The organism is Ruegeria sp. AF7, from assembly GCF_056541885.1.
Genome location: NZ_JBQFYX010000001.1, coordinates 106784 through 126941, shown reverse-complemented (window position 1 = coordinate 126941; position 20158 = coordinate 106784). Strand labels below are relative to the sequence as shown.

Annotated in this window: 20 protein-coding genes; 8 read left to right on the top strand and 12 right to left on the bottom strand. The window is 57.8% G+C overall.

The window, feature by feature from the left end:
* Window positions 1-22: 22 nt before the first annotated feature.
* From ACR0AP_RS00645 to ACR0AP_RS00620, 6 genes are all read right to left on the bottom strand, one after another.
* Entirely contained in the window at window positions 23-466 is a 444-nt protein-coding gene (locus tag ACR0AP_RS00645; protein WP_480504653.1) for a hypothetical protein, read from the bottom strand.
* A 16-nt stretch (window positions 467-482) separates the two neighbouring features.
* Complete coding sequence (locus ACR0AP_RS00640) at window positions 483-959, bottom strand: hypothetical protein (RefSeq protein ID WP_480504651.1); 477 nt, start codon at window positions 957-959, stop codon at window positions 483-485.
* A 698-nt stretch (window positions 960-1657) separates the two neighbouring features.
* Window positions 1658-2224, bottom strand: coding sequence for a sarcosine oxidase subunit gamma (locus ACR0AP_RS00635; protein ID WP_480504649.1), 567 nt, complete (start codon window positions 2222-2224; stop codon window positions 1658-1660).
* Window positions 2217-5231, bottom strand: coding sequence for a sarcosine oxidase subunit alpha family protein (locus ACR0AP_RS00630; RefSeq protein WP_480504647.1), 3015 nt, complete (start codon window positions 5229-5231; stop codon window positions 2217-2219). The genes ACR0AP_RS00635 and ACR0AP_RS00630 overlap by 8 nt, the downstream gene beginning before the upstream one ends.
* A 67-nt stretch (window positions 5232-5298) precedes the next feature.
* Window positions 5299-5628, bottom strand: coding sequence for a sarcosine oxidase subunit delta (locus tag ACR0AP_RS00625; RefSeq protein ID WP_480504645.1), 330 nt, complete (start codon window positions 5626-5628; stop codon window positions 5299-5301).
* Between the two features lie 75 nt (window positions 5629-5703).
* Window positions 5704-6948, bottom strand: a complete 1245-nt coding sequence (locus ACR0AP_RS00620; protein ID WP_480504643.1) for a sarcosine oxidase subunit beta family protein — start codon at window positions 6946-6948, stop codon at window positions 5704-5706.
* A 176-nt stretch (window positions 6949-7124) separates the two neighbouring features.
* Between ACR0AP_RS00620 and ccmI the strand changes: the two genes are divergently transcribed.
* The 3 genes from ccmI to ACR0AP_RS00605 are packed head-to-tail and all read left to right on the top strand — an operon-like array spanning window position 7125 to window position 9058.
* Window positions 7125-8345, top strand: coding sequence for a c-type cytochrome biogenesis protein CcmI (ccmI, locus tag ACR0AP_RS00615; protein WP_480504641.1), 1221 nt, complete (start codon window positions 7125-7127; stop codon window positions 8343-8345).
* On the top strand, window positions 8342-8806 hold the full coding sequence (ruvX, locus tag ACR0AP_RS00610) for a Holliday junction resolvase RuvX (RefSeq protein WP_267365234.1): 465 nt from the start codon (window positions 8342-8344) through the stop codon (window positions 8804-8806). Before ccmI ends, ruvX begins: the two co-directional genes overlap by 4 nt.
* 18 nt (window positions 8807-8824) lie before the next feature.
* Window positions 8825-9058 (top strand): DUF1289 domain-containing protein, encoded by a 234-nt coding sequence (locus tag ACR0AP_RS00605; protein WP_480504639.1) that lies wholly within the window; start codon window positions 8825-8827, stop codon window positions 9056-9058.
* Window positions 9059-9062: 4 nt separating this feature from the next.
* Here the strand turns inward: ACR0AP_RS00605 and ACR0AP_RS00600 are convergent, their stop codons facing one another.
* From ACR0AP_RS00600 to dusA, 5 genes are all read right to left on the bottom strand, one after another.
* Window positions 9063-9290, bottom strand: coding sequence for a hypothetical protein (locus ACR0AP_RS00600; protein ID WP_480504637.1), 228 nt, complete (start codon window positions 9288-9290; stop codon window positions 9063-9065).
* 389 nt (window positions 9291-9679) lie between these two features.
* Complete coding sequence (locus ACR0AP_RS00595; RefSeq protein WP_480504635.1) at window positions 9680-10408, bottom strand: SpoIIAA family protein; 729 nt, start codon at window positions 10406-10408, stop codon at window positions 9680-9682.
* A 36-nt stretch (window positions 10409-10444) separates the two neighbouring features.
* Window positions 10445-11227 carry a hypothetical protein gene (locus tag ACR0AP_RS00590; RefSeq protein ID WP_480504633.1) on the bottom strand — a complete coding sequence of 261 codons (783 nt, stop codon included), beginning with the start codon at window positions 11225-11227 and terminating at the stop codon, window positions 10445-10447.
* Window positions 11224-12048, bottom strand: a complete 825-nt coding sequence (locus tag ACR0AP_RS00585) for a sulfite exporter TauE/SafE family protein (RefSeq protein WP_480504631.1) — start codon at window positions 12046-12048, stop codon at window positions 11224-11226. Before ACR0AP_RS00585 ends, ACR0AP_RS00590 begins: the two co-directional genes overlap by 4 nt.
* A 17-nt stretch (window positions 12049-12065) precedes the next feature.
* Window positions 12066-13073 carry a tRNA dihydrouridine(20/20a) synthase DusA gene (dusA, locus tag ACR0AP_RS00580; RefSeq protein WP_480504629.1) on the bottom strand — a complete coding sequence of 336 codons (1008 nt, stop codon included), beginning with the start codon at window positions 13071-13073 and terminating at the stop codon, window positions 12066-12068.
* Window positions 13074-13473: 400 nt separating this feature from the next.
* On the opposite strand from dusA, the gene ACR0AP_RS00575 reads away from it, so the two are divergent.
* The 5 genes from ACR0AP_RS00575 (at window position 13474) to ACR0AP_RS00555 (ending at window position 19532) form a co-directional block, all read left to right on the top strand.
* Entirely contained in the window at window positions 13474-14793 is a 1320-nt protein-coding gene (locus ACR0AP_RS00575; protein ID WP_480504627.1) for a glutamine synthetase family protein, read from the top strand.
* A 59-nt stretch (window positions 14794-14852) separates the two neighbouring features.
* Window positions 14853-15533 carry a type 1 glutamine amidotransferase gene (locus tag ACR0AP_RS00570; RefSeq protein ID WP_480473448.1) on the top strand — a complete coding sequence of 227 codons (681 nt, stop codon included), beginning with the start codon at window positions 14853-14855 and terminating at the stop codon, window positions 15531-15533.
* Window positions 15533-16891, top strand: a complete 1359-nt coding sequence (locus ACR0AP_RS00565) for a glutamine synthetase family protein (RefSeq protein WP_209596891.1) — start codon at window positions 15533-15535, stop codon at window positions 16889-16891. Before ACR0AP_RS00570 ends, ACR0AP_RS00565 begins: the two co-directional genes overlap by 1 nt.
* An 8-nt stretch (window positions 16892-16899) precedes the next feature.
* Window positions 16900-18204 (top strand): NAD(P)/FAD-dependent oxidoreductase, encoded by a 1305-nt coding sequence (locus tag ACR0AP_RS00560; protein ID WP_480504625.1) that lies wholly within the window; start codon window positions 16900-16902, stop codon window positions 18202-18204.
* A gap of 113 nt (window positions 18205-18317) precedes the next feature.
* Window positions 18318-19532: a DegT/DnrJ/EryC1/StrS family aminotransferase gene (locus ACR0AP_RS00555; protein ID WP_480504623.1), complete on the top strand. Its 1215-nt coding sequence runs from the start codon at window positions 18318-18320 to the stop codon at window positions 19530-19532.
* Window positions 19533-19580: 48 nt separating this feature from the next.
* Here the strand turns inward: ACR0AP_RS00555 and phaR are convergent, their stop codons facing one another.
* Window positions 19581-20132 (bottom strand): polyhydroxyalkanoate synthesis repressor PhaR, encoded by a 552-nt coding sequence (gene phaR, locus ACR0AP_RS00550; protein ID WP_267365377.1) that lies wholly within the window; start codon window positions 20130-20132, stop codon window positions 19581-19583.
* Between the last annotated feature and the right edge of the window lie 26 nt (window positions 20133-20158).

The window sequence follows — 20158 nt, the reverse complement described above, 5'->3', positions numbered from 1 at the left end:
GGGGATACAACCGGGCTGCCTCTCAATACAAATTCGGCGACGAGACGGGCTTGCACGCCCCGCTGCCGCTTGGTCGGTTTGACGCGTTCGCTTGCGGGAAACTGGCACGGAGCTTTATGTTGCTGGTATTGGGGTCGAATGTTGCCGTGTAAGCAACCCTGTAACTACCCGACACTTTAGCCTGTAGGGTCAAGTGCCAAGACAAACGATATTCACCACTTCGTATTACTTTGAATTTCGTGTCAGCCGGGGTTTGTGGGGAAATGCCTGCTAGTTCATTCGAAGCGCGTATCGCCCCATCATAAGCCCGAGCACGCTTGTTTTCAGCATCAACGCTCAGCCAAACCTCGGGCGGAATCCACCCCCGAGCTTCGATACTATGGAGCTCACATTTATAGTTCACAACTTCGGCTTGCGCGGCAGCGGCCAATACAGACAAACCAACAGCAAGAAGTTTTCTTTTCATTTTCAGCACCTTTTTATCAACTGGATGGTGTGGGTATCTGTTTGCATTTCCCTCGGGCAAAACCATCTCGCGGCAGGTACGCACTGTGTGAGGTTGATCGTGTGGTCGCCTTCAAAGTTCGGCGGTCCAGAATCACTGTGAACTCGTGATTGAGCAGGTCGATCGCGTCAATACGCGACTCGTTCGACGCGTAACTTCTGCCAGTCGCAGAATAGACATAGTCTCGACCGACCCAGGAAACCGACAAGTTTCGAATACTGTCGCGCTTGACCCTGGCTGGTCCTGGCTGTGTATGGATATCTGGCATCTCGATCTCATGGATATAGGCGGAACGACCATAATCATCGACCGAAAACACAAGGAATTCAGGTGTCGGTTTGTTGACAAGGCCACGGCCAAACTTGCACTCATACGTCTCTTTAAAGGTTTCCGAAGCTGAAACAGCCGGTATGGACAAAAGTCCAAGCGTCAATGCAAATGCTATCTTTTTCAAAGTATTACTCCGTTCTTTCCTTACCTTTGGAATGGTATCTCAACGCAGGTCCCGTTTGCGTTTCCGTCATGCGAAGATTGTACATCCGATTTCGAACTGGCTATTGCCTTCATTGTTTCGCGATTCAAGAAAATCGAAAATTTTTGGCGCCCTAAATCAAGAACCATCCTGCGAGGGTCACCGCTTCTGGTTCGTCTGCCGGTTCGTGAAAACGTATAGGCGTCGCCCGGCCAACTGATCGAAAGAACCCGAAAGCTGTTTCTGTTGATAGAAGCCGATCTTTTCGGCGTATCTATGCCCCGCATTTCAACTTCGTGGAGCAACGCCAAGCGCCCGTACACGTCAACAGAAAAAACAACACGGGTCGGAGTTGGCCGATTTGCCAGGCCTTTGCCAAAAATACATTCAAACGTCTCTGAATAATTCTCGGCTATGGCCACATTAGGTATAGTTGAAATCGCAATTAAGCCGCTTGCGAGTAACCTGAAGAAGTTCATAATAAAGTTCTGATCTTTTAGCCTTTTGGCGATCGGTAGCTCAATCACACCGCTCCCGCAACAGGAGAAGTCGTGCAACGAAATTCTCGATTGACCCTGTTGTGTGTCCCCACTCAAATCGCTTTGCAGAAGCATAAAATTCAAGGGCCGCCTGTCCAGGACATGGCGGCCATCGAATAAGACGTCAGATGTGTGGACCGGTCAGTAAACTCCAACCTCACTGCCCGGTTGCGCAGCAACCTTCAGCAGTTTGAAAACGTAATCCGCAGCCGAACGGAAGCAGACCACGCGGAAGGTTTCAGCATCGTCCATCCAGAATGCGCCTGCCACTTGCGCCAGGCGCGAGCGGCGGATCTGGCCGGGTTGAAAGGCCTCGGACGACAGATCAACCGGGGCGACTTTGCCCAACACTTCTCGTGCACTGGCGCCTGATATCGTGAATACCGCGCGGGCATCCGAGACGTTGACGGCCAGTGCGTGAGTTTTTCCCAAAGCTTTGACCATTGCGGCCAGTTTGGTCTCGACCTCGGCATAAGGGACCAGCACCAGCAGCTCGTCCGGTGACATCCAGCATACGCCGGTATCACCGCTGACCAGCGCCTCGCGCTGACCGGGTACGTTCTGCCCAGTCGCGTCCTTGACGGCCTTGGCGAGGCTTTTGTCGGACAAGTCACCGCGCAGGGTGATCATGCCTTGCAGGCCACATTCCCTGACATTAGCGATGCCATCATAGCTGGCGTGGTTCAATGCGCTGATAGGTTCAGACATTCTGCTTCTCCCCGTCCTTATCGAAGAAGATCGGGTCCACGATCTTGGCTTTGTAGGTTTTGCCGTCGGTGCCCGGGAACTCGACCACGTCGCCCATCCGGTCCGGGCCGTGCTTGATCAGGCCCATAGCGATCCCTTTACCGAGGTTGGCCGAGTAATAGGTCGAGGTGACCCGCCCGATCATATTGCGCTGACCATTGGCATTCACACCCTCACCGACCGCATAGGCACCGTCCGGCAAAACTGATCCATCCACAGTCTCCAAACCGACCAATTTCCAGCGTTCTGGATCGGCCATGTGGGTCCGTGAATGGGCGCGTTTACCGAGGTAGTCCTCTTTCTTTTTCGACAGCGCCCAGTGCAGCCCCAGATCCTGCGGGATCACGGTGCCGTCGGTCTCGTCGCCGATCATGATAAAGCCCTTCTCGGCCCGAAGAATGTGCAGACATTCTGTGCCATAAGGCATCACACCGAGTTCTTTGCCTGCCTCCATCAGGGCGTCCCAGAACGCCTGCCCCTGCGAGGCGGGAACGGCGATTTCGTAGGACAACTCGCCCGAGAACGAGATGCGATAGGCACGGCAATCGAAGTCCCCGATCTTGCCATCGCGCCATTCCATGAACGGCAGCGCCTCTTTGCTGACATCCATGCCGCCCAGTTTCTCAAGCACCTTGCGGGCGTTGGGGCCGACCACGGCGACCTGCGCGTATTGCTCGGTCACGTTGGCGACATAGACTTTCCAGTCCCACCATTCGGTCTGAAGCCATTCTTCCATGTGACCATGGATACGCTCGGCCCCGCCGGTGGTGGTGTGGCACAGCCACGTGTCCTCGTCGATGCGGGCGACAACGCCGTCGTCGATCAGGAAGCCGTTTTCCGAACACATCAGGCCATAGCGGCATTTGCCGACCTTCAGCGTGGACATCATGTTGGTGTACAACATGTCCAGAAACTTGCCTGCGTCGGGGCCTTTGACGATCAGCTTGCCCAGCGTCGAGGCGTCCAGCAGGCCAAGGTTTTCGCGGGTGTTCTTCACCTCACGGTTCACGGCGTCATGCACGGATTCACCGGGGCGGACATAGGCGTACGTCCGCCGCCAATGGCCGACCGGCTCCCAATCGGCGCCGTTCTTGTCGTGCCAATTGTGCATTGGGGTCTGACGGATCGGCTGGAAAACATCACCCCGCGCTTCGCCGCCGATCGCGCCCATCGAGATGGGTGTATAAGGCGGGCGGAAGGTCGTGGTGCCGACCTTCGGGATTTCGGACTCCAGCGCATCAGCGAGGATCGCCAAACCATTGATATTGCTCAACTTACCCTGATCCGTTGCCATGCCAAGCGTGGTGTAGCGCTTGGTGTGCTCAACGCTCTCATAGCCCTCACGCGCGGCCAGCTGCACATCCGAGACTTTGACGTCGTTCTGGAAATCCAGCCAGGATTTCATGCGCAGCTGGATTTCGGCGTTTGCCGGCATCAGCCAGACAGCCTCCATCGGTGCTTCTGCAGTGGTTTCGCCAACCGGAGCCTTGATGTTTTTCGGCTTGAACCCTGCGGCCTTGGCTGCGGCTTTTCCCACCGCGTGGGCGTCGGTCAGAACATCGCCCAGCACCAGCGCACCATTCGATGCCCCGGCGGCCAGAACAAAGCCCTCACCATTTGCGCCCAGCGGCGGGCGCGAGGGATCGGGGCGGAAAAAGGCATTCGCGTCATCCCAGGTCAGCTTGCCACCGCAATGAGACCACATATGAACGACCGGCGACCAGCCGCCCGACATGGCCACTGCATCTGCTTCAACCTCTTCACGAGCGCCTCCAACACCTTCCTGGTTGCAGATGGCGACTTTCTTGACGCGCTTGCCGCCCTTGACCTTGGCAATAGCCTTGCCCGGATCAACGCGGATACCCAACTGGCGGGCTTCCTCTGCCAAAGGTCCGGCCGTTGCCCGTGCGTCAACAATACGCAAAACATCCACACCCGCTTGCTTCAGCGTAATCGCGGTGCGATAGGCGTCGTCATTGTTGGTGGCGACGATGACACGCTCGCCCGGGGTGACACCCCAGTTCACGGCATAATCGCGCATGGCAGAAGCCAGCATCACACCCGGAACATCGTTACCGGCAAAGGACAACGGGCGTTCAATTGCGCCAGTTGCGGTTACAATTTGCTTGGCGCGGATACGCCAGAGGCGGTGGCGCGGGCCTTGCACGCCCGGCGTGTGGTCTGTCAGGCGCTCATAACCCAGAACGTAACCATGGTCATAAACACCCGCGCCCATGCAGCGGGAGCGCATGGTGACGTTGTCCATTGTTTCGAGTTCGGAAACCAATTGCTCCACGAACTTATCCACAGGCTCATCATTAACCGTGCCGCCGTCAACCGGAGCGCGACCGCCCCAATACGCGCTCTGCTCGACCAGCAGAACCTTGGCGCCCGAAGCTGCTGCCGCCTTTGCCGCCTGTAGGCCGGCCACACCGCCACCGATGACCAGAACATCGGTGAAGGCATAGAAGTGCTCATAGGTATCGGCATCGCGGCTGTCCTTGTCGGGCGCTTTACCCAGACCGGCAGACTGACGGATGAACGGCTCGTAGACGTGCTTCCAGAATGGTTTCGGATGGATGAACGTCTTGTAGTAGAAGCCAGCTGGCAGGAACCGGGCGAACGCCGTGTTCACAGCGCCGATGTCGTGTTCAAGGCTTGGCCAATGGTTCTGAGAGATCGCGGTCAGGCCGTTGAACAACTCGGTCGTGGTGGCGCGCTGGTTCGGTTCAAACCGGTTGCCCTGCCCCAGCCCGACCAGAGCGTTCGGCTCTTCCGCACCGCTTGCGACGACACCGCGAGGGCGGTGGTACTTGAACGACCGGCCAACCATCATCTGGTCATTGGCCAGCAGCGCCGAGGCAAGCGTGTCGCCCTCATAGCCCTGCATCGACGTGCCGTTGAAGGTAAACGTGACCTTTTTCGACCGGTCAATCAGCCGGCCTTGTTTTGCGAGACGGGTGCTCATTGTGCGGACCTTTCGCGGGTGGAGGCGTCGGAGCCTCCGGCGGGAGTATTTTTGAAAAGATGAAGCATCAGGAGAACTCTCTCCAGGTCCATCCAGGGCGCTTTGCGGCGATGGCATCTTTGATGTCCTGCGGCGGCTCGGAGGTCTGAGCCGTGTAGGTGCCAAACACTTCTAGCGTGCTTGTGCAGCGTGCCGCGTGAAACCACTTGCCGCAGCCATTGGCATGGCGCCAGCGTTCAAAATGCACGCCTTTGGGGTTTTCGCGCATGAACAGGTAGTCGTGGAATTCGTCATCGGACGAGCCGGGACCAAAACGCTTCAGATGCGCCTCGCCACCGGCGGCCAGTTCGGTTTCTTCGGCATCAACGCCGCAGTAAGGGCAATTCAGGATCAGCATGTTGTCATCCTTTTGGCGGTTGGTTGGCGCAATGGCCAACCGGAATTCTGTTTCTTGGCAACCTCGGACCCACCTTCAGTGTGCCACCCCGGCGGCCACGCTTTCGTCAATGAAGCGGCCTTCCTTGAAGCGGTCCAGCGAGAAGGCCTCGGTCAACGGCGAATGACCTGTGGCCATCAGTTGCGCCATGCCCCAGCCGGACCCGGGAATCGCCTTGAAACCGCCAGTGCCCCAGCCGCAGTTGATAAAGCACCCGCCCAGCGGAGTTTTCGACAGGATGGGTGAGCGGTCGCCGGTCATGTCTACGATACCGCCCCACTGGCGCAGCATCTTGAGGCGCGAGATCATCGGGAAGGTTTCGACCAAGGCGCGGACGGTTTCCTCGATATGATGGAAGCTGCCACGTTGGGTGAAATTGTTGAACCCGTCGGTCCCACCACCGATCACCATCTCACCCTTGTCAGACTGCGACATGTAGCCGTGCACGGTGTTGGCCATCACGACCACATCCATGCAGGGTTTGATGGGTTCGGATACCAGTGCCTGCAATGCGACGGCCTCCAGCGGGAGACGGAAGCCCGCCATCTCGGCCAGTTGACCGGAGTGGCCCGCAACGACGATACCCAGCTTGTCACAATCGATGGCACCCTTGGTGGTGTCTACACCGACGACACGACCGTTTTCCGAGCGTACGCCGGTGACCTCGCATTGTTGGATGATATCCATACCCATCGCCGAACAGGCGCGCGCATAGCCCCACGCCACGGCATCGTGACGCGCAGTGCCCCCGCGTTCCTGCCAGAGCCCGCCCAGAACCGGATAACGGGGACCGTCCAGATTGATGATAGGCACAAGTTGCTTGACGCGTTCAGGCCCGATCCATTCGGTCTTCACACCTTGAAGGGCGTTTGCATGGGCCGTGCGCTGATAGCCGCGAATCTCATGCTGGGTCTGCGCCAGCATGATCACGCCACGCGGGCTGAACATGATGTTGTAGTTCAGATCCTGGCTCAGATCCTCATAAAGGCCACGTGCTTTCTCGTAGATCGCCGCTGAAGGATCCTGCAGGTAGTTCGAACGGATGATCGTTGTGTTTCGACCCGTGTTACCACCACCCAGCCAGCCTTTTTCGATCACCGCGACATTCTGAATGCCGTAGTTCTTGCCAAGGTAATACGCGGTCGCAAGACCATGCCCGCCAGCACCGATGATGATGACGTCATAACGTTTCTTGGGCTCGGGTGAACGCCAGGCGCGTTCCCATCCGGTGTGATAGCGCAGGGCCTCCCGCGCGACAGCAAAGGCTGAGTAGTGTTTCATAAGCGAATCCATCCGGTTCGGTGATTGCGCGCAGATATGCCGCGCGGCGACAGTTTAACCGCGCCGCGCAACGCCGCAATATCGCACTATTGCGACATGTCGTTCATTCGCGGCCATTTGTCCCTTTTGTCGGACGCCCCACAGGTCTAAGTCAGGGCAGTATCTTCGGAGGGGCCATGACGTTCTGGGTTCTGATTTTTCTTGTCGCGCTTCTGATTGCGGCATTTCTGAGCTTCACATTGCTGCGCAAACGCCGCGGGGATGAACCTGCGGCGGCGTACGATCTGCGGGTGTATCGCGAACAGCTGACCGGTGTGGACCGGGATCTGGCGCGCGGGGTGATTGGTGAGGCAGATGCGGAACGGGTCCGCACCGAAATCTCCCGACGAATTCTTGCCGCTGACGAACAGATGAAAAAGGGTGGCTCGGGTGCCGGGCCATCACGGACCGTCTCGATTGTGACAATCCCGGTTGTCATGCTGATCATCATCGGGGGCGCGATGGCGATGTATCATCGTATTGGCGCCGTCGGGTTGCCCGACATGCCCCTGACCGCGCGACTGGAACTGGCCGAGGAGGTCCGTGCCAATCGCCCGTCCCAGAACGCCGCAGAAGAACTGGCGACCCCACCTCAAGCGGCGCAGCTTGACGAAAATTACGCGTCCCTTCTCAAGCAGTTGCGAGAGACCGTTGCGGCCCGCCCGGATGATTTGCAGGGGCAGATGCTTTTGGCGCAGCATGAGACCAATTCAGGGAACTTCAAGGACGGATATACCGCGCAACAAAGGGTGATCGAACTGTCAGGCGACGCAGCCACAGCCGAGCATTACGCGGATTTTGCCGAGATGATGATCCTGGCTGCGGGTGGATACGTGTCGCCCGAAGCTGAACAGGCCCTTGCCGAAGCTTTGAAACGCGATCCCCATTATGGCCCGGCCCGATACTATTGGGGGCAAATGTTGGTTCAGACAGGTCGACCAGACCTTGCCTACCGCATTTGGGTTGAAACGCTGAGGGAAGCCCCGGCAGGCGCACCATGGGCAGGCGCGATCCGGGATCAGATTGATGAGTTGGCCTTTCGGGCAGGGGTTTTCAATGCACCGGACCTGAGCGCACCGTCCGGCCCAAGTCGCGAAGATATGGCCGCAGCAGCGGAAATGAGCCCCGAGGAACGGCAGCAGATGATTCAGGGAATGGTGGATCAGTTGTCCGACCGCCTGGCGACAGAAGGCGGCGCGCCCGAGGAATGGGCTCGTTTGATCGCCGCACTGGGTGTTCTGGGTCAGGGCCAACGGGCCATGGATATCCACAATGAGGCGCTGGAGGTGTTTGCCGGAAACACCGAGGCGTTGCAGATCATTGGTGCCGCAGCCCTGCAAGCCGGGATTGCGAAATGATCCACGACGTGTTCGAAGACTTCGCCAAGGCGCTGCCCCCGATGCAAGCGCTGATTGGGCTGGATCTGGGCGAAAAGACCATCGGTGTCGCAGTCTCCGACCGGATGCGGGGCGTGGCCAGCCCGTTGGAGACTGTAAGGCGCAAGAAATTCACACTCGATTCCGCCCGGTTGATTGAAATTGCAACGGATCGCGAGATTGGCGGCATTCTGTTGGGTCTTCCCAAAAACATGGACGGCACAGAGGGGCCGCGCTGCCAGTCTACGCGGGCATTTGCGCGAAACCTGTCCCGTCTGACGGAATTACCTATCGGATTCTGGGATGAACGGCTGAGTACGGTTGCGGCAGAAAAAGCACTGCTTGAGGCGGATACGTCACGAAAACGTCGCGGACAGGTTATTGATCACGTTGCAGCAGGTTATATCTTGCAGGGAGCGCTGGACAGGCTGCGCTTTTTGTAACAGGTCGGAGACCGATCGATGGCGAACATGGTTTGGAAGCGCAATGAGGTCGAAAGCCCTTGTGTCCAGATTTGTGTTGTCCATCCGGCCGAGCGTATCTGCACCGGATGTTACCGCACGATTGACGAGATCTCTCGGTGGTCCAGGATGGACAGCAGCGAACGCGCTGAAATCATGAACGACCTGCCTTCTCGTAAACCGCGTCTCAGCAAGCGGCGCGGCGGGCGTGCCGCTCGCATGAATGGCTCCTGACTGATCAGCGCAGACGTTTTGATGACATTTCTGCCGGCTGTGTGGCCCTTTTCGGGATAGGTGCGTTCGGCGCGGTGCCCCGCAACTCTTTCTGAAACAAAAGCGCAATCTCGGATTGGCTGGTTTTGGACCGCCGATCATCATTGCGCGCGTATTCCGATTGCAGCACGTCAGCCGCACGTTTGGTCTTTCTGGTATTAGTGAGTCTTCCTATCAAAGTCTTAATTGGCATTGCGGACGTCCCGTTTCCAGTAACCGTGCCACTGCGGGTCGAGTTCGAGCTCCGAGGGGGTCTAGCTCTTGAACATTGAGGTTCAACGTGAGTGGTAACCCGCAGCGACAGAGTGTGGCTAAAGGTATTTCCCGTCACAAGAAGGGGGAAAACACGCGGCGTTTGATCGTTATTGATGCCTTAATCAAGAAAAACTCACAAAAGCGCATAATTTCCTAACGTCACTTTTCGACACGCTTTGCCAAGACTAGGAAAGCGGGGGCTGAAGCTGCGAAAAATCCGCCGTCAGCAGCCGAATCATGCCTGACATCGCACGACCGGATTCGAGGCTGTGTCACGAACCTTGACCGATTGGGTGTTGCCTGCTCAGGCGTTCCGCAGTCAAAGGTTTATCCGGCGGCCAGCCATGCGCTGGCGTTGTCGTACTCTTCGGACGGGAAAAACTGCGTCCGGGTCCCTAAAACATGGCTCGCGACCTTCTGCGCCATTCGCTGCCAGCTTTTGTCCCCAACGATCGCGGCGCGGTCCAGTTGCCCTATATGTCGGCTGGCCAACCGAAAATGCGCCGCAAGCGCTGACAGCCCTTGCCAGCCATCAAATTCCCTGAGGTCTATCAACAGGCGAAAGCCTGGCCGGTCCTGCAAAAGCGAATCCAGATCACGTTCTGCCTGTTTGTACCTTTCGGGGTCCAGCTTTCCCAAAAGGCTGATCTGAACACATGGGCCGCTCAGATCAGTCACGTGGATCGATCCCAGTGACTCACGCATCCAGCGTCGGGCACCCTCAAGCTCGGTCAGATCGAACACCTGAACCGGACAGGGCAGAATGGGGGCAGCCAGACGAACGCTTGTCTGCACCCAGCCCTGATCCGCCACAACAGCGATCCGGTCGAACCCGCGCCAATGGCTTAACCCCAACTTGGTGTCAGACCAGGCCGCGCCCAGATCGTACCCCTGGAATTCCGGTTGTATTATCGCCAGTAACCTAACCGTGTCATGTTCGGTTAGCGCAGCCTCGATCGCGGGTACCAGAATATTGGTGTAATCGGCGCTGGTTACTTGCCCCGACAACTCGACTTCTATGAGTGCACCGTCAGAATTCGTATGAACCGTCATCATCGGTCAAAACCTCCAAAGCCAAATAATGACAGGACGTTAGGCGGATTCGATCCATTCTGCTACTCCACCGGCACATTCGGGGCGGAAATAGGCGATCATTCGACCATCTTGCCCCGCCGTCGCCCCTTCGGCCCAAGGTGCAACCCCGTGCAGGCAATGGCGGTGCAGCAGATAGGCCTCTCCCGGCTTTGCAGGCAACTCGATCCTTGGGCAGGTCGCAAACACCTCGCGACGGGCGGATTGGTAGATGTCCGTTATGTCAACGTCGTGCAGGACCTCAGGCGGCATCCCTTCAAGCGCCTGCCTGAACGCGGACCGCAGAATGTGATGACTGCCGTCCCACACCACCATCGGAGACGCGTCTGCGCTGGCCTCGGTCAGTGGAATGCCCAGAATCCAGGCATGAGGTTCATCAACCCGGCGGCGGCGATCCGGTCCTGTCGGGCGCAAACCGTCCACATGGGCCGCATCCCTGTTTCGACGGTACCGGGTGGCCGCTTCATTCTCGCCCCGGCGCGGGCGCGGATAACCCGGATAAACAACCGAAACCTGCCCCTTGTGCAGCGGTAAATCTCCAAAGTGCTTGTCGATGAACGCCATGGCCTTCCCGGTCAGAGGCCCGGAATGCCCGACCCTGCCCTTCGTGTCATTGGGCAGTGCGTCTACACCGATGAACCACGTCCCTTCACAATCCAACCATTCCGCATGGGCCGGGTCCGTTGTAGACGTCTGTGCGGCAGGCAAGGCGTGGTTCACCCATTCGGCCAGCACTGGGTCATACGGGAATTTCACCCAGCCCCGGGCCAAAAAATCGCTCATAAGCCCACGGCCTTGCGCAGCATATTCAGCGCGACCAGCGTCAGGAACACGGCGAAGACACGTTTCAACGGTTTTGGGTCCATCGCATGGGCCAGCTTTACCCCCCAGGGCGCGGTAACCATTGTCATTGCAACAACGATCCCGAAGGCCACAAGATTAACCGTGCCAATGGTCAACGGGGGTCGATGCTCGGGGGCGATATCCACAAACAAGAACCCAATGACCGACGGTACGGCAATGATCACCCCAAACCCGGCAGCGGTAGCGACCGCGCGGTGGATAGGGGTGTTATAGAGGCTCATCAGCGGCACACCGAAACTGCCACCGCCGATGCCCATCAGAACGGAAAGAAACCCGACCAGTGGGGACAGGACGGCCCGTTTGATACCGCCGGGCATTGCGTCGCCCAACCGCCATTCTGCGCGACCCAACCCAAGATAGGCACCGATCACCATGCCCAGAATTCCGAACAGTGCCTGCAAAGCCTCGGTCCGCAGGGCCGATGCGACCAGCACTCCGACAATTGCGCCGACGACAATACCCGGACCCCAACCGCGCAGGATATCCCAATCCACCGCGCCCTTCTTGTTGTGGGCAAGAACCGACCGCATAGACGTTACAATGATCGTGGCCAGCGACGTCGCTAGACAGAGCTGCATCAATTGCGGACCGCCATAGCCAAGCGTTTGAAACGCATAGAAGAACGCGGGGACCAGCACGATACCGCCGCCCACTCCCAACAGCCCGGCAAGCACACCGGCCAGCGCGCCGATCACAAGCAAAAGGCCCATCATCTGGGCCAGCAACATTGTCTCGGGCATCGTCTCCCCTTTGCCGTCTAAACCTCGGCCATCGGCGCTATGTGGTTCAGGGCCTGTAGCATGACTTCTGGCCCGGCCCCTTCATGCACGGCCCCTTCGGACAATGCGCGCCGCCATGCCCGCGCACCGGGACGCCCTGCAAAGAGACCCAGCATATGCCGTGTGATCTGGTGCAAACGCCCGCCATTGGCAAGGTGCATCTCAATATAGGGCACCATTTCTTGAACAACCGTCATCGGATCGCGAACGGTTCCAACGCCAAAGATGCGCCGATCGGCATCTGCCAGGATATCACCGGGCTGATGATAGGCCGCCCGACCGATCATGACACCGTCAAGACCCGCGTCCAGATGTGCTGCTGCTTCGTCCAAGCTGGCGATACCACCATTGATCGATATATGCAGATCCGCAAATGCGGCTTTCATCCGATGCACAAGGTCATAGTCGAGCGGTGGAACATCGCGGTTTTCCTTGGGGCTCAACCCCTGCAACCACGCCTTGCGCGCATGGATCGTTACTCTTTGACAACCTGCCGCACTGATCTGCTCAAGAAACGCGGGCAGAACTTCTTCGGGCTCTTGATCATCCACGCCGATGCGGCATTTGACCGTGACATCCACATTTACCGCGTCGCGCATTGCTGCGACGCATTCTGCAACCCGCGCCGGATCTTTCATCAAAACCGCCCCGAAAGTACCGGACTGCACCCTGTCCGACGGGCATCCACAGTTCAGATTGATCTCGTCATATCCTGCATCAGCACCCAGTCGCGCTGCTTGCGCCAACTCCTCCGGGTCGGAGCCGCCCAACTGTAAAGCCACGGGATGCTCCTGCGGTGAATGATCCAACAGATGCAGCGCCCCACCCCGAACAAGCGCCGGTGCGGTTACCATCTCGGTATACAGCAAGGTTTCCGTGCTAAGCAGCCGATGAAAATACCGACAGTGGCGGTCGGTCCAGTCCATCATGGGGGCAATGCTCAGCGTGGCATGGTGTTGAATGTTATCTCTTCCACGTGCAGTCAACTCAACCATCCTCAAGAGTACGAAACCCGCAGCTATCATAGAAAAATCGTCGAAATAAGCCAATTTTTGAGGAGTCGCCAAAAGAAGCTGCTTTGCGGGTTCAGGCGTCGCATCAAATCCGATCGCCGCGCTTTCAACACTGAGAAAATCTAACCACTCTCTGACTTGCCGCAGACAACGCCATTGTGGAATATGTTCAATGGATTAACAGATACTCCCATGATGTTTTCACTGCTGGAAATGCGAGACGCGAGCTTTGTCGGCAGGACCACTTTTGCACTCAACCAAAAACTATGTCGAGCAGCCACATCTGACCCAAAAATCAAAATTTGATCAAATTTGGTGACAAATCCGATCCATTGAAGTACATCACGGGGAAACAGAATTGACGGAGCCCCAAATGGACCTGAGCGCCCTGCACAGTTTTCGTGTGACTGCCTGTGACCTGAACGGTCAGATGCGGGGCAAGCGCGTGCCCCCTGAATATGCGGGAAAGCTGGAAAAAGGCGCCGTGCGCATGCCGTTTTCGGCGCTCAATGTCGATCTCTGGGGCGCGGACATTCACGGCAGCCCACTGGTGTTTGAAACCGGCGATGCGGATGGTGTGTTGCGCCCAACCAACCGGGGTCCTGTGCCTGTGCCCTGGCTTCCGAAGGAAACGGCGCTGGTTCCGATGAGCTTGTATGACGATGCAGGTACGCCGTTTGCGGGCGATCCGCGTCACGCTCTGTCTGCCGTTCTTGACCGTTATGCCCACCGCAGCTGGTCAGTCGTTGCCGCGACCGAGCTGGAATTCACGCTCATCGATGCTTCGGGCGCGCAACCGCAACCTCCGTTGAACCCGATCACCGGGCGCCGCCTGCTGCATGAATCCGTTCTGTCGGTCGCTGAAATGGATGCGTTCGAGGATTTCTTCACAGACCTCTACGATGGCTGCGCCGCCATGGACATCCCCGCGCAAACCGCCATCTCGGAAAGTGGCGTTGGCCAGTTCGAAATCAACCTGAATCATCAGGATGCCTTGCGCTGTGCCGACGATACGTGGCTTTTCAAGGCGTTGACGCGCGGTCTGGCGCGCAAACACGGGTTTGCCGCAACATTCATGTCAAAACCCTATGCCGATGACGCGGGCAATGGGATGCATGTGCATTTCTCGGTGCTGGACCAACGCGGGCGCAATGTGTTTGACAATGGCGGGCCTGAAGGGACCGACATTCTGCATTCCGCCGTCGCGGGTTGTGTGGCGGCCATGCCTGGCAGCACGTTGATTTTTGCTCCGCATGGCAATTCATACACGCGGCTTGTACCGGGTGCGCATGCGCCGACCGGGGCCTGCTGGGCCTATGAGAACAGAACAGCCGCAATTCGCATCCCGGGCGGAACACCAGCAGCGCGGCGCATCGAACACCGCGTCGCGGGTGGTGACATCAACCCTTACCTGATGCTGACGGCGGTATTGGGCGCAGCCCTTGTCGGGATCGAAGACGGCCTGCACCCCCCTGCCCCGATCACAGGCAATGCTTACGATATTGAAGACCTGCCCCAACTGATGCCGGACTGGGCAACTGCAATTGACAGGTTTGAAACCGACCCCCTGGTCGCCCGACTTTTCTCGGCTGACCTGATCCAGTACCTGACCATGACCAAGCGACAGGAAGTTGAACGATTTGAACGCATCACTCCTGAAGATCACTGGCTGAGCTATCTCGAGGCGGTTTGACCCCCCTTGCCGCCTCATTCGGACTCAGCTAGAGTGAATTTGATCAAATTTGGTGACACATGAAAATCGGCATATTACAAACCGGCCACACACCAGATGCGTTGCATGGCGAATTCGGCGACTATGATGAGCTGTTTCCTGCACTTCTCGGTGGCAACGGATTCGAGTTCCAGACCTTCGCCGTGGTCGACGGCATATTCCCAAGCGGCGCGGATGACGCAGATGGCTGGGTCATAACCGGTTCGCGCCACGGCGCGTACGAAGACCTGCCGTGGATCGCCCCGCTGGAAGACTTGGTCAGAGAGATACAGCAAAGCGGAAAGCCACTGATCGGCGTATGCTTTGGGCATCAGATCATCGCGCAGGCACTGGGCGGCAAGGTCGAGAAGTTCAAGGGCGGATGGGCCGTCGGACGCACTGAATACGAGTTTGACGGCAACACAGTCTGGCTGAATGCCTGGCATCAGGATCAGGTTGTCGAGCTACCCGAAGGGGCGCGCGTTCTTGGTCAGAACGCATTTTGCGAAAACGCGATGCTGGCTTATGGAGACACGATCTGGACGGTTCAGGCCCACCCTGAATTCACCAATGGTTTTGTCGCGGGCCTGATGCGCACACGGGGAAAAGGCGTCGTCCCCGAAGACCTGATGCGCGAGGCCGCAAATCGCGAAACCGCCCCGGATGACAACGCCACAATCGCGCGCCATATGGCCGAGTTTTTAAAGAAAGAGAGAGCCTGATGGCTGATTGGACTGATAAACTGCCGGAAGCCGCCAAAGCCTATTTCCACGGACAGCGGCTGGACGAGGTTGAATGTATCATCTCGGACCTTCCCGGAATTGCACGTGGCAAGGCCGTGCCTGCCACGAAATTCGCCAAGCAATCCTATTTTCACCTGCCTGACAGCATATTCTTCCAGACCATCACGGGGGACTGGGGTGAAGCCGCAGGTGACGACGGGTTCATCGAAAAGGACATGATCCTGAAGCCCGACTATTCGACGGCTTCAGCCGCACCCTGGACAGGGGACTGGACGCTGCAGGTGATCCACGACGCCTATGACCGGGATGGTGATCCGATCCCTTATAGCCCCCGTAACGTGTTGAAACGCGTGGTCCAGCTGTATCACAACCGAGGCTGGAAACCGGTTGTTGCGCCAGAAATGGAGTTCTTTCTGGTCGCCCCCAACGTCGATCCCGCACAGGAAATCAAGCCGATGATGGGGCGTTCTGGCCGCCCAGCTGCGGCGCGGCAGGCGTATTCGATGACCGCGGTGGACGAGTTCGGCCCGGTCATCGACGATATCTATGACTTTGCCGAACATCAGGGGTTCGAAATCGATGGCATCACCCAGGAAGGCGGTGCGGGCCAGTTGGAGATCAACCTGCGCCACGGCAACCCGGTCAAACTTGCTGATGAGGTTTTCTACTTCAAACGCCTGATCCGCGAAGCGGCATTGCGGCATAATTGTTTTGCAACCTTCATGGCCAAACCGATCGAGGAAGAGCCGGGCTCGGCCATGCATATCCATCATTCAATTATCGACATGGAGACCGGCCAGAACATCTTTTCGGGCCCGCAGGGCGGCGAAACGGACGCGTTCTATCACTTCATTGCCGGGCTGCAGAACCATCTGCCCGCCGGTCTGGCCGTGATGGCACCTTATGTGAACTCGTATCGTCGTTACGTGAAAGACCACGCGGCGCCGATTAATCTGGAATGGGCTCGCGACAACCGCACTACCGGCATTCGCGTTCCTCTGTCCGGACCTGAATCGCGCCGTGTCGAAAACCGCATCGCCGGTATGGATTGCAATCCGTATCTGGGCATCGCCCTGTCGCTGGCGTGCGGCTATCTGGGTCTGGTCGAACAGGAGCGTCCGCGTCGTCAATTCTATGGTGACGCCTATGAAGGCGAAGGGGATATCCCGCAGGTCATGGGCGATGCACTGGATCTGTTTGACGAAGCCACAGCCCTGCACGAAATCCTTGGCCCCGAGTTTGCCCGTGTCTATGGCATCGTGAAACGGGCCGAGTATGAAGAATTTCTGCAGGTCATCTCTCCGTGGGAACGGGAACATCTGCTGATCAACGTCTGAGACTTTTCGTGAACCTGCTCTATTCCAATGACCGCAAGGGCGAATACCCTGCCAGCTGGTATGCCGCGACGGCAAACCCAACGGCACGCTTTCCTGTTTTGGCCGAAGATATTGTGGCGGATGTCTGCGTTGTGGGCGGCGGCTACACAGGCCTGTCCGCAGCATTGCATCTGGCCGAGGCGGGGTTCGATGTCGTTCTGCTTGAAGCCCACCGTGTCGGATTTGGTGCCTCGGGGCGCAATGGTGGTCAACTGGGCAGCGCGCAGCGGATGGATCAGGAAGACCTTGAGCGTCTTGTTGGCGACCCGGATGCCGCAAAGCTGTGGGACCTGGCCGAAGACGCCAAGGATCTGGTCAAATCACTGATCGCCAAGCATCAGATCGCGTGCGACTTGCAACCCGGTGTCGCGGTTCTGGGTCTGTCAGCTTCGGAACGAAAAGAGCTGCATGACCATGCAGGCCATCTGTCCGACCGGTATCACTATGACCAGATCAAGCTGCTGGATGAAGACGAAGGCCACAAACTGTGCCCCTCACCCGCTTATAAGGGCGGGTATCTGGACATGGGGGCCGCTCATCTGCACCCATTGAACTTTGCGCTGGGGTTGGCGCAGGCTGCGGCCAAAGCGGGTGTTCGCATTTTTGAGGGCACCGAAGTCATCGATATTGACGAAACCCGGCCTGCGCTGATCCGGACCGCCAAGGGGAACGTAAGGGCCGACCATGTTGTGCTGGCCTGCAATGGCTATCTTGGCAATCTCAACCGGACCGTCGCGGCCCGTGTCATGCCTATCAACAACTTCATCGCAGCGACCGAACCCCTTGGCAGCGAGGCTGCGCGGGTCCTGACTCAGGATGTCGCGGTCGCGGATACCAAGTTCGTGGTGAACTATTTCCGCCTCAGCGCCGATGGCCGGCTTTTGTTCGGTGGCGGCGAAAGTTATGGCTATCGTTTTCCTGCGGATGTCGCGGCGAAGGTCCGCAAGCCGATGACCGAGATCTTCCCACATCTGCGCGATGTCAAAATCGACTACGCATGGGGTGGAACGCTGGCTATTACCATGCGGCGGATGCCTTATCTGGTGCGTATCGCACCCAATATTCTGTCTGCTTCCGGCTATTCCGGCCATGGCGTAGGCACCGCGACCCACGCCGGGCAACTGATGGCACTGGCCATTCAGGGGCAGGCAGAAGGGTTCGATACAATGGCCCGCGTGCCAACCCTGCCTTTCCCCGGCGGCTCCGCCCTACGCAACCCGCTGCTCGTGCTGGCAATGACATGGTTCGCCATGCGAGACCGGCTTGGGATCTGATCCACGTTACTTGTGACAAATTGGAAAATTTCCGCTGGCACGGCGATTGAGGGCTTGGATTGCCACCTGAATAGCTTTATCTTTACCAAAGATAGAATTCGGGAAATCCAAATATGACGCTTCCACCAAACGTTCATGACGCCGAACCCATCCCAGAAGCAGCAAAAGAAGCCATCGACGCCCTGATGCAATCGGGCGACTTGTTTCGTTATACCGCCCCGCAAGATGCCCCGGTGTCTTTGCTAGAGGCCGAGTTTGCCGAACTGCTGGGCACAAAATACGCTCTCGCTGTTTCATCCTGTTCTGCTGCGCTGTTTCTGTCACTCAAGGCACTGGGTTTGCCGCGCGATGCGCGCGTCCTGATCCCCGGCTTCACATTTGCCGCGGTTCCCTCGTCAGTCATTCACGCGGACTGCATCCCGGTTCTGTGCGAAGTGGGTGAGAATTATCGCATCGACATGGCCGATTTCGAGGCCAAGCTCGACAGCGTTCATGCGGTGATCATCAGCCACATGCGCGGCCACACATCTGATATGGACGCGATCATGGCGCTGTGCGACGCGCGTGACATCCCGGTTATCGAAGACGCTGCGCATTCGCTGGGCACGACCTGGCATGGCAAAAATATCGGAACCATCGGCAAGGTTGGCTGTTTCTCGTTTCAGTCCTATAAGATGATCAATGCGGGCGAAGGCGGTATTCTGATCTCAAACGATGCTGATCTGGTGGCCCGTGCCGTCATCATGTCGGGCGCGTACGAACATAACTGGAAGAAACACAAAGGACCGCACGGCGACAACTCACCCGAGCTGGAAGAGGCCTTCGCTCGCTGGCAGAACAAGTTGCCGCTTTATAACCTGCGTTTGAACAACCTGAGCGCCGCTGTGATCCGCCCGCAGATCCCGGAACTGGCCCGTCGTGTTCGCGACGGTCTGGCGAACCACGACTATGTTGCCGGACGCTTGAATACCTCACCCCATATCGACGTGCCTGCGCCCTTGCTCCCCGAGCAGCGCGCGCCGGATTCGATTCAGTTCAATCTGGTTGGGTTGCAGGAACACGAGATTCGCGCATTTGCCGCCGCATCCGAGGCACGCGGTGTCAAAGTTCAGGTCTTTGGCCTGAGCCAGGACAATGCGCGCGCCTTCTGGAACTGGCAATTCCTACCGGAAACGTTCGAGCTTCCGCAAACACGTGACATGCTGATGAAAGCGTGTGACGTCCGACTGCCCGTACGCCTGACGCGCGCAGAGCTGGACGTGATTGCAGATATTCTGCTGGCCGCCGTTGGCGAAGTGACCGGCCCAATGCCGGTCTACGGTACCTGAGACTAGAACTGGCCCACTTAAATGGTGGGCCTTTTCCTCAGGCTCACCTTAATTCAGTTTCGAAAGCTTCTGTTGAAGTTCAGCCAACTGTTTCTTGATATCGTCAAGATCCTCTTTCGGCTCTGACTTTTCACTTTCCTTCTCTGGCGAGGACCATCTGCCAGACAACCCACCTGTCATAGCCTTCAGAAATGCCTGCTGCTGTGCTTGCAACGCTTCAAAACCCGGCATCTGAGACATCGGGTTCATGGCGTTCATGTTTTCCATCATCTTGCTTTGGCTTTCGCGCAGCATATCGAACGAACTTTGCAGGAATTGCGGCATCATGCCCCCGCCCGGCAGCATGTAGCTGCGCACCAGATCGTTCAGAACATTGACAGGCAGCACATTCTCGCCGCGGCTTTCATGTTCGGCAATGATTTGCAGCAGATACTGCCGTGTCAGGTCGTCGCCGGACTTCAGGTCGATAATCTGTACTTCGCGCCCGTCGCGGATGAACCCCGCGATATCTTCGAGCGTCACGTAATCGCTGGTCTCGGTGTTATACAGCCGACGGCTGGCATAGCGCTTGATCAGCAGCGGTTTTTCTTGGTCCGACACCGGGTACCCTCCCCAAGGATGATGCG

Coding starts and splice junctions, on each gene's coding strand:
- ACR0AP_RS00555 (WP_480504623.1), top strand. CDS start 18,318: ATGACGCTTCCACCAAACGTTCATGACGCCGAACCCATCCCAGAAGCA.
- ccmI (WP_480504641.1), top strand. CDS start 7,125: ATGACGTTCTGGGTTCTGATTTTTCTTGTCGCGCTTCTGATTGCGGCA.
- ACR0AP_RS00625 (WP_480504645.1), bottom strand. CDS start 5,628: ATGCTGATCCTGAATTGCCCTTACTGCGGCGTTGATGCCGAAGAAACC.
- ACR0AP_RS00645 (WP_480504653.1), bottom strand. CDS start 466: ATGAAAAGAAAACTTCTTGCTGTTGGTTTGTCTGTATTGGCCGCTGCC.
- ACR0AP_RS00635 (WP_480504649.1), bottom strand. CDS start 2,224: ATGTCTGAACCTATCAGCGCATTGAACCACGCCAGCTATGATGGCATC.
- ACR0AP_RS00600 (WP_480504637.1), bottom strand. CDS start 9,290: ATGCCAATTAAGACTTTGATAGGAAGACTCACTAATACCAGAAAGACC.
- ACR0AP_RS00565 (WP_209596891.1), top strand. CDS start 15,533: ATGGCTGATTGGACTGATAAACTGCCGGAAGCCGCCAAAGCCTATTTC.
- ACR0AP_RS00590 (WP_480504633.1), bottom strand. CDS start 11,227: ATGAGCGATTTTTTGGCCCGGGGCTGGGTGAAATTCCCGTATGACCCA.
- ACR0AP_RS00630 (WP_480504647.1), bottom strand. CDS start 5,231: ATGAGCACCCGTCTCGCAAAACAAGGCCGGCTGATTGACCGGTCGAAA.
- ACR0AP_RS00605 (WP_480504639.1), top strand. CDS start 8,825: ATGGCGAACATGGTTTGGAAGCGCAATGAGGTCGAAAGCCCTTGTGTC.
- ACR0AP_RS00595 (WP_480504635.1), bottom strand. CDS start 10,408: ATGATGACGGTTCATACGAATTCTGACGGTGCACTCATAGAAGTCGAG.
- ruvX (WP_267365234.1), top strand. CDS start 8,342: ATGATCCACGACGTGTTCGAAGACTTCGCCAAGGCGCTGCCCCCGATG.
- ACR0AP_RS00585 (WP_480504631.1), bottom strand. CDS start 12,048: ATGCCCGAGACAATGTTGCTGGCCCAGATGATGGGCCTTTTGCTTGTG.
- ACR0AP_RS00570 (WP_480473448.1), top strand. CDS start 14,853: ATGAAAATCGGCATATTACAAACCGGCCACACACCAGATGCGTTGCAT.
- ACR0AP_RS00620 (WP_480504643.1), bottom strand. CDS start 6,948: ATGAAACACTACTCAGCCTTTGCTGTCGCGCGGGAGGCCCTGCGCTAT.
- ACR0AP_RS00575 (WP_480504627.1), top strand. CDS start 13,474: ATGGACCTGAGCGCCCTGCACAGTTTTCGTGTGACTGCCTGTGACCTG.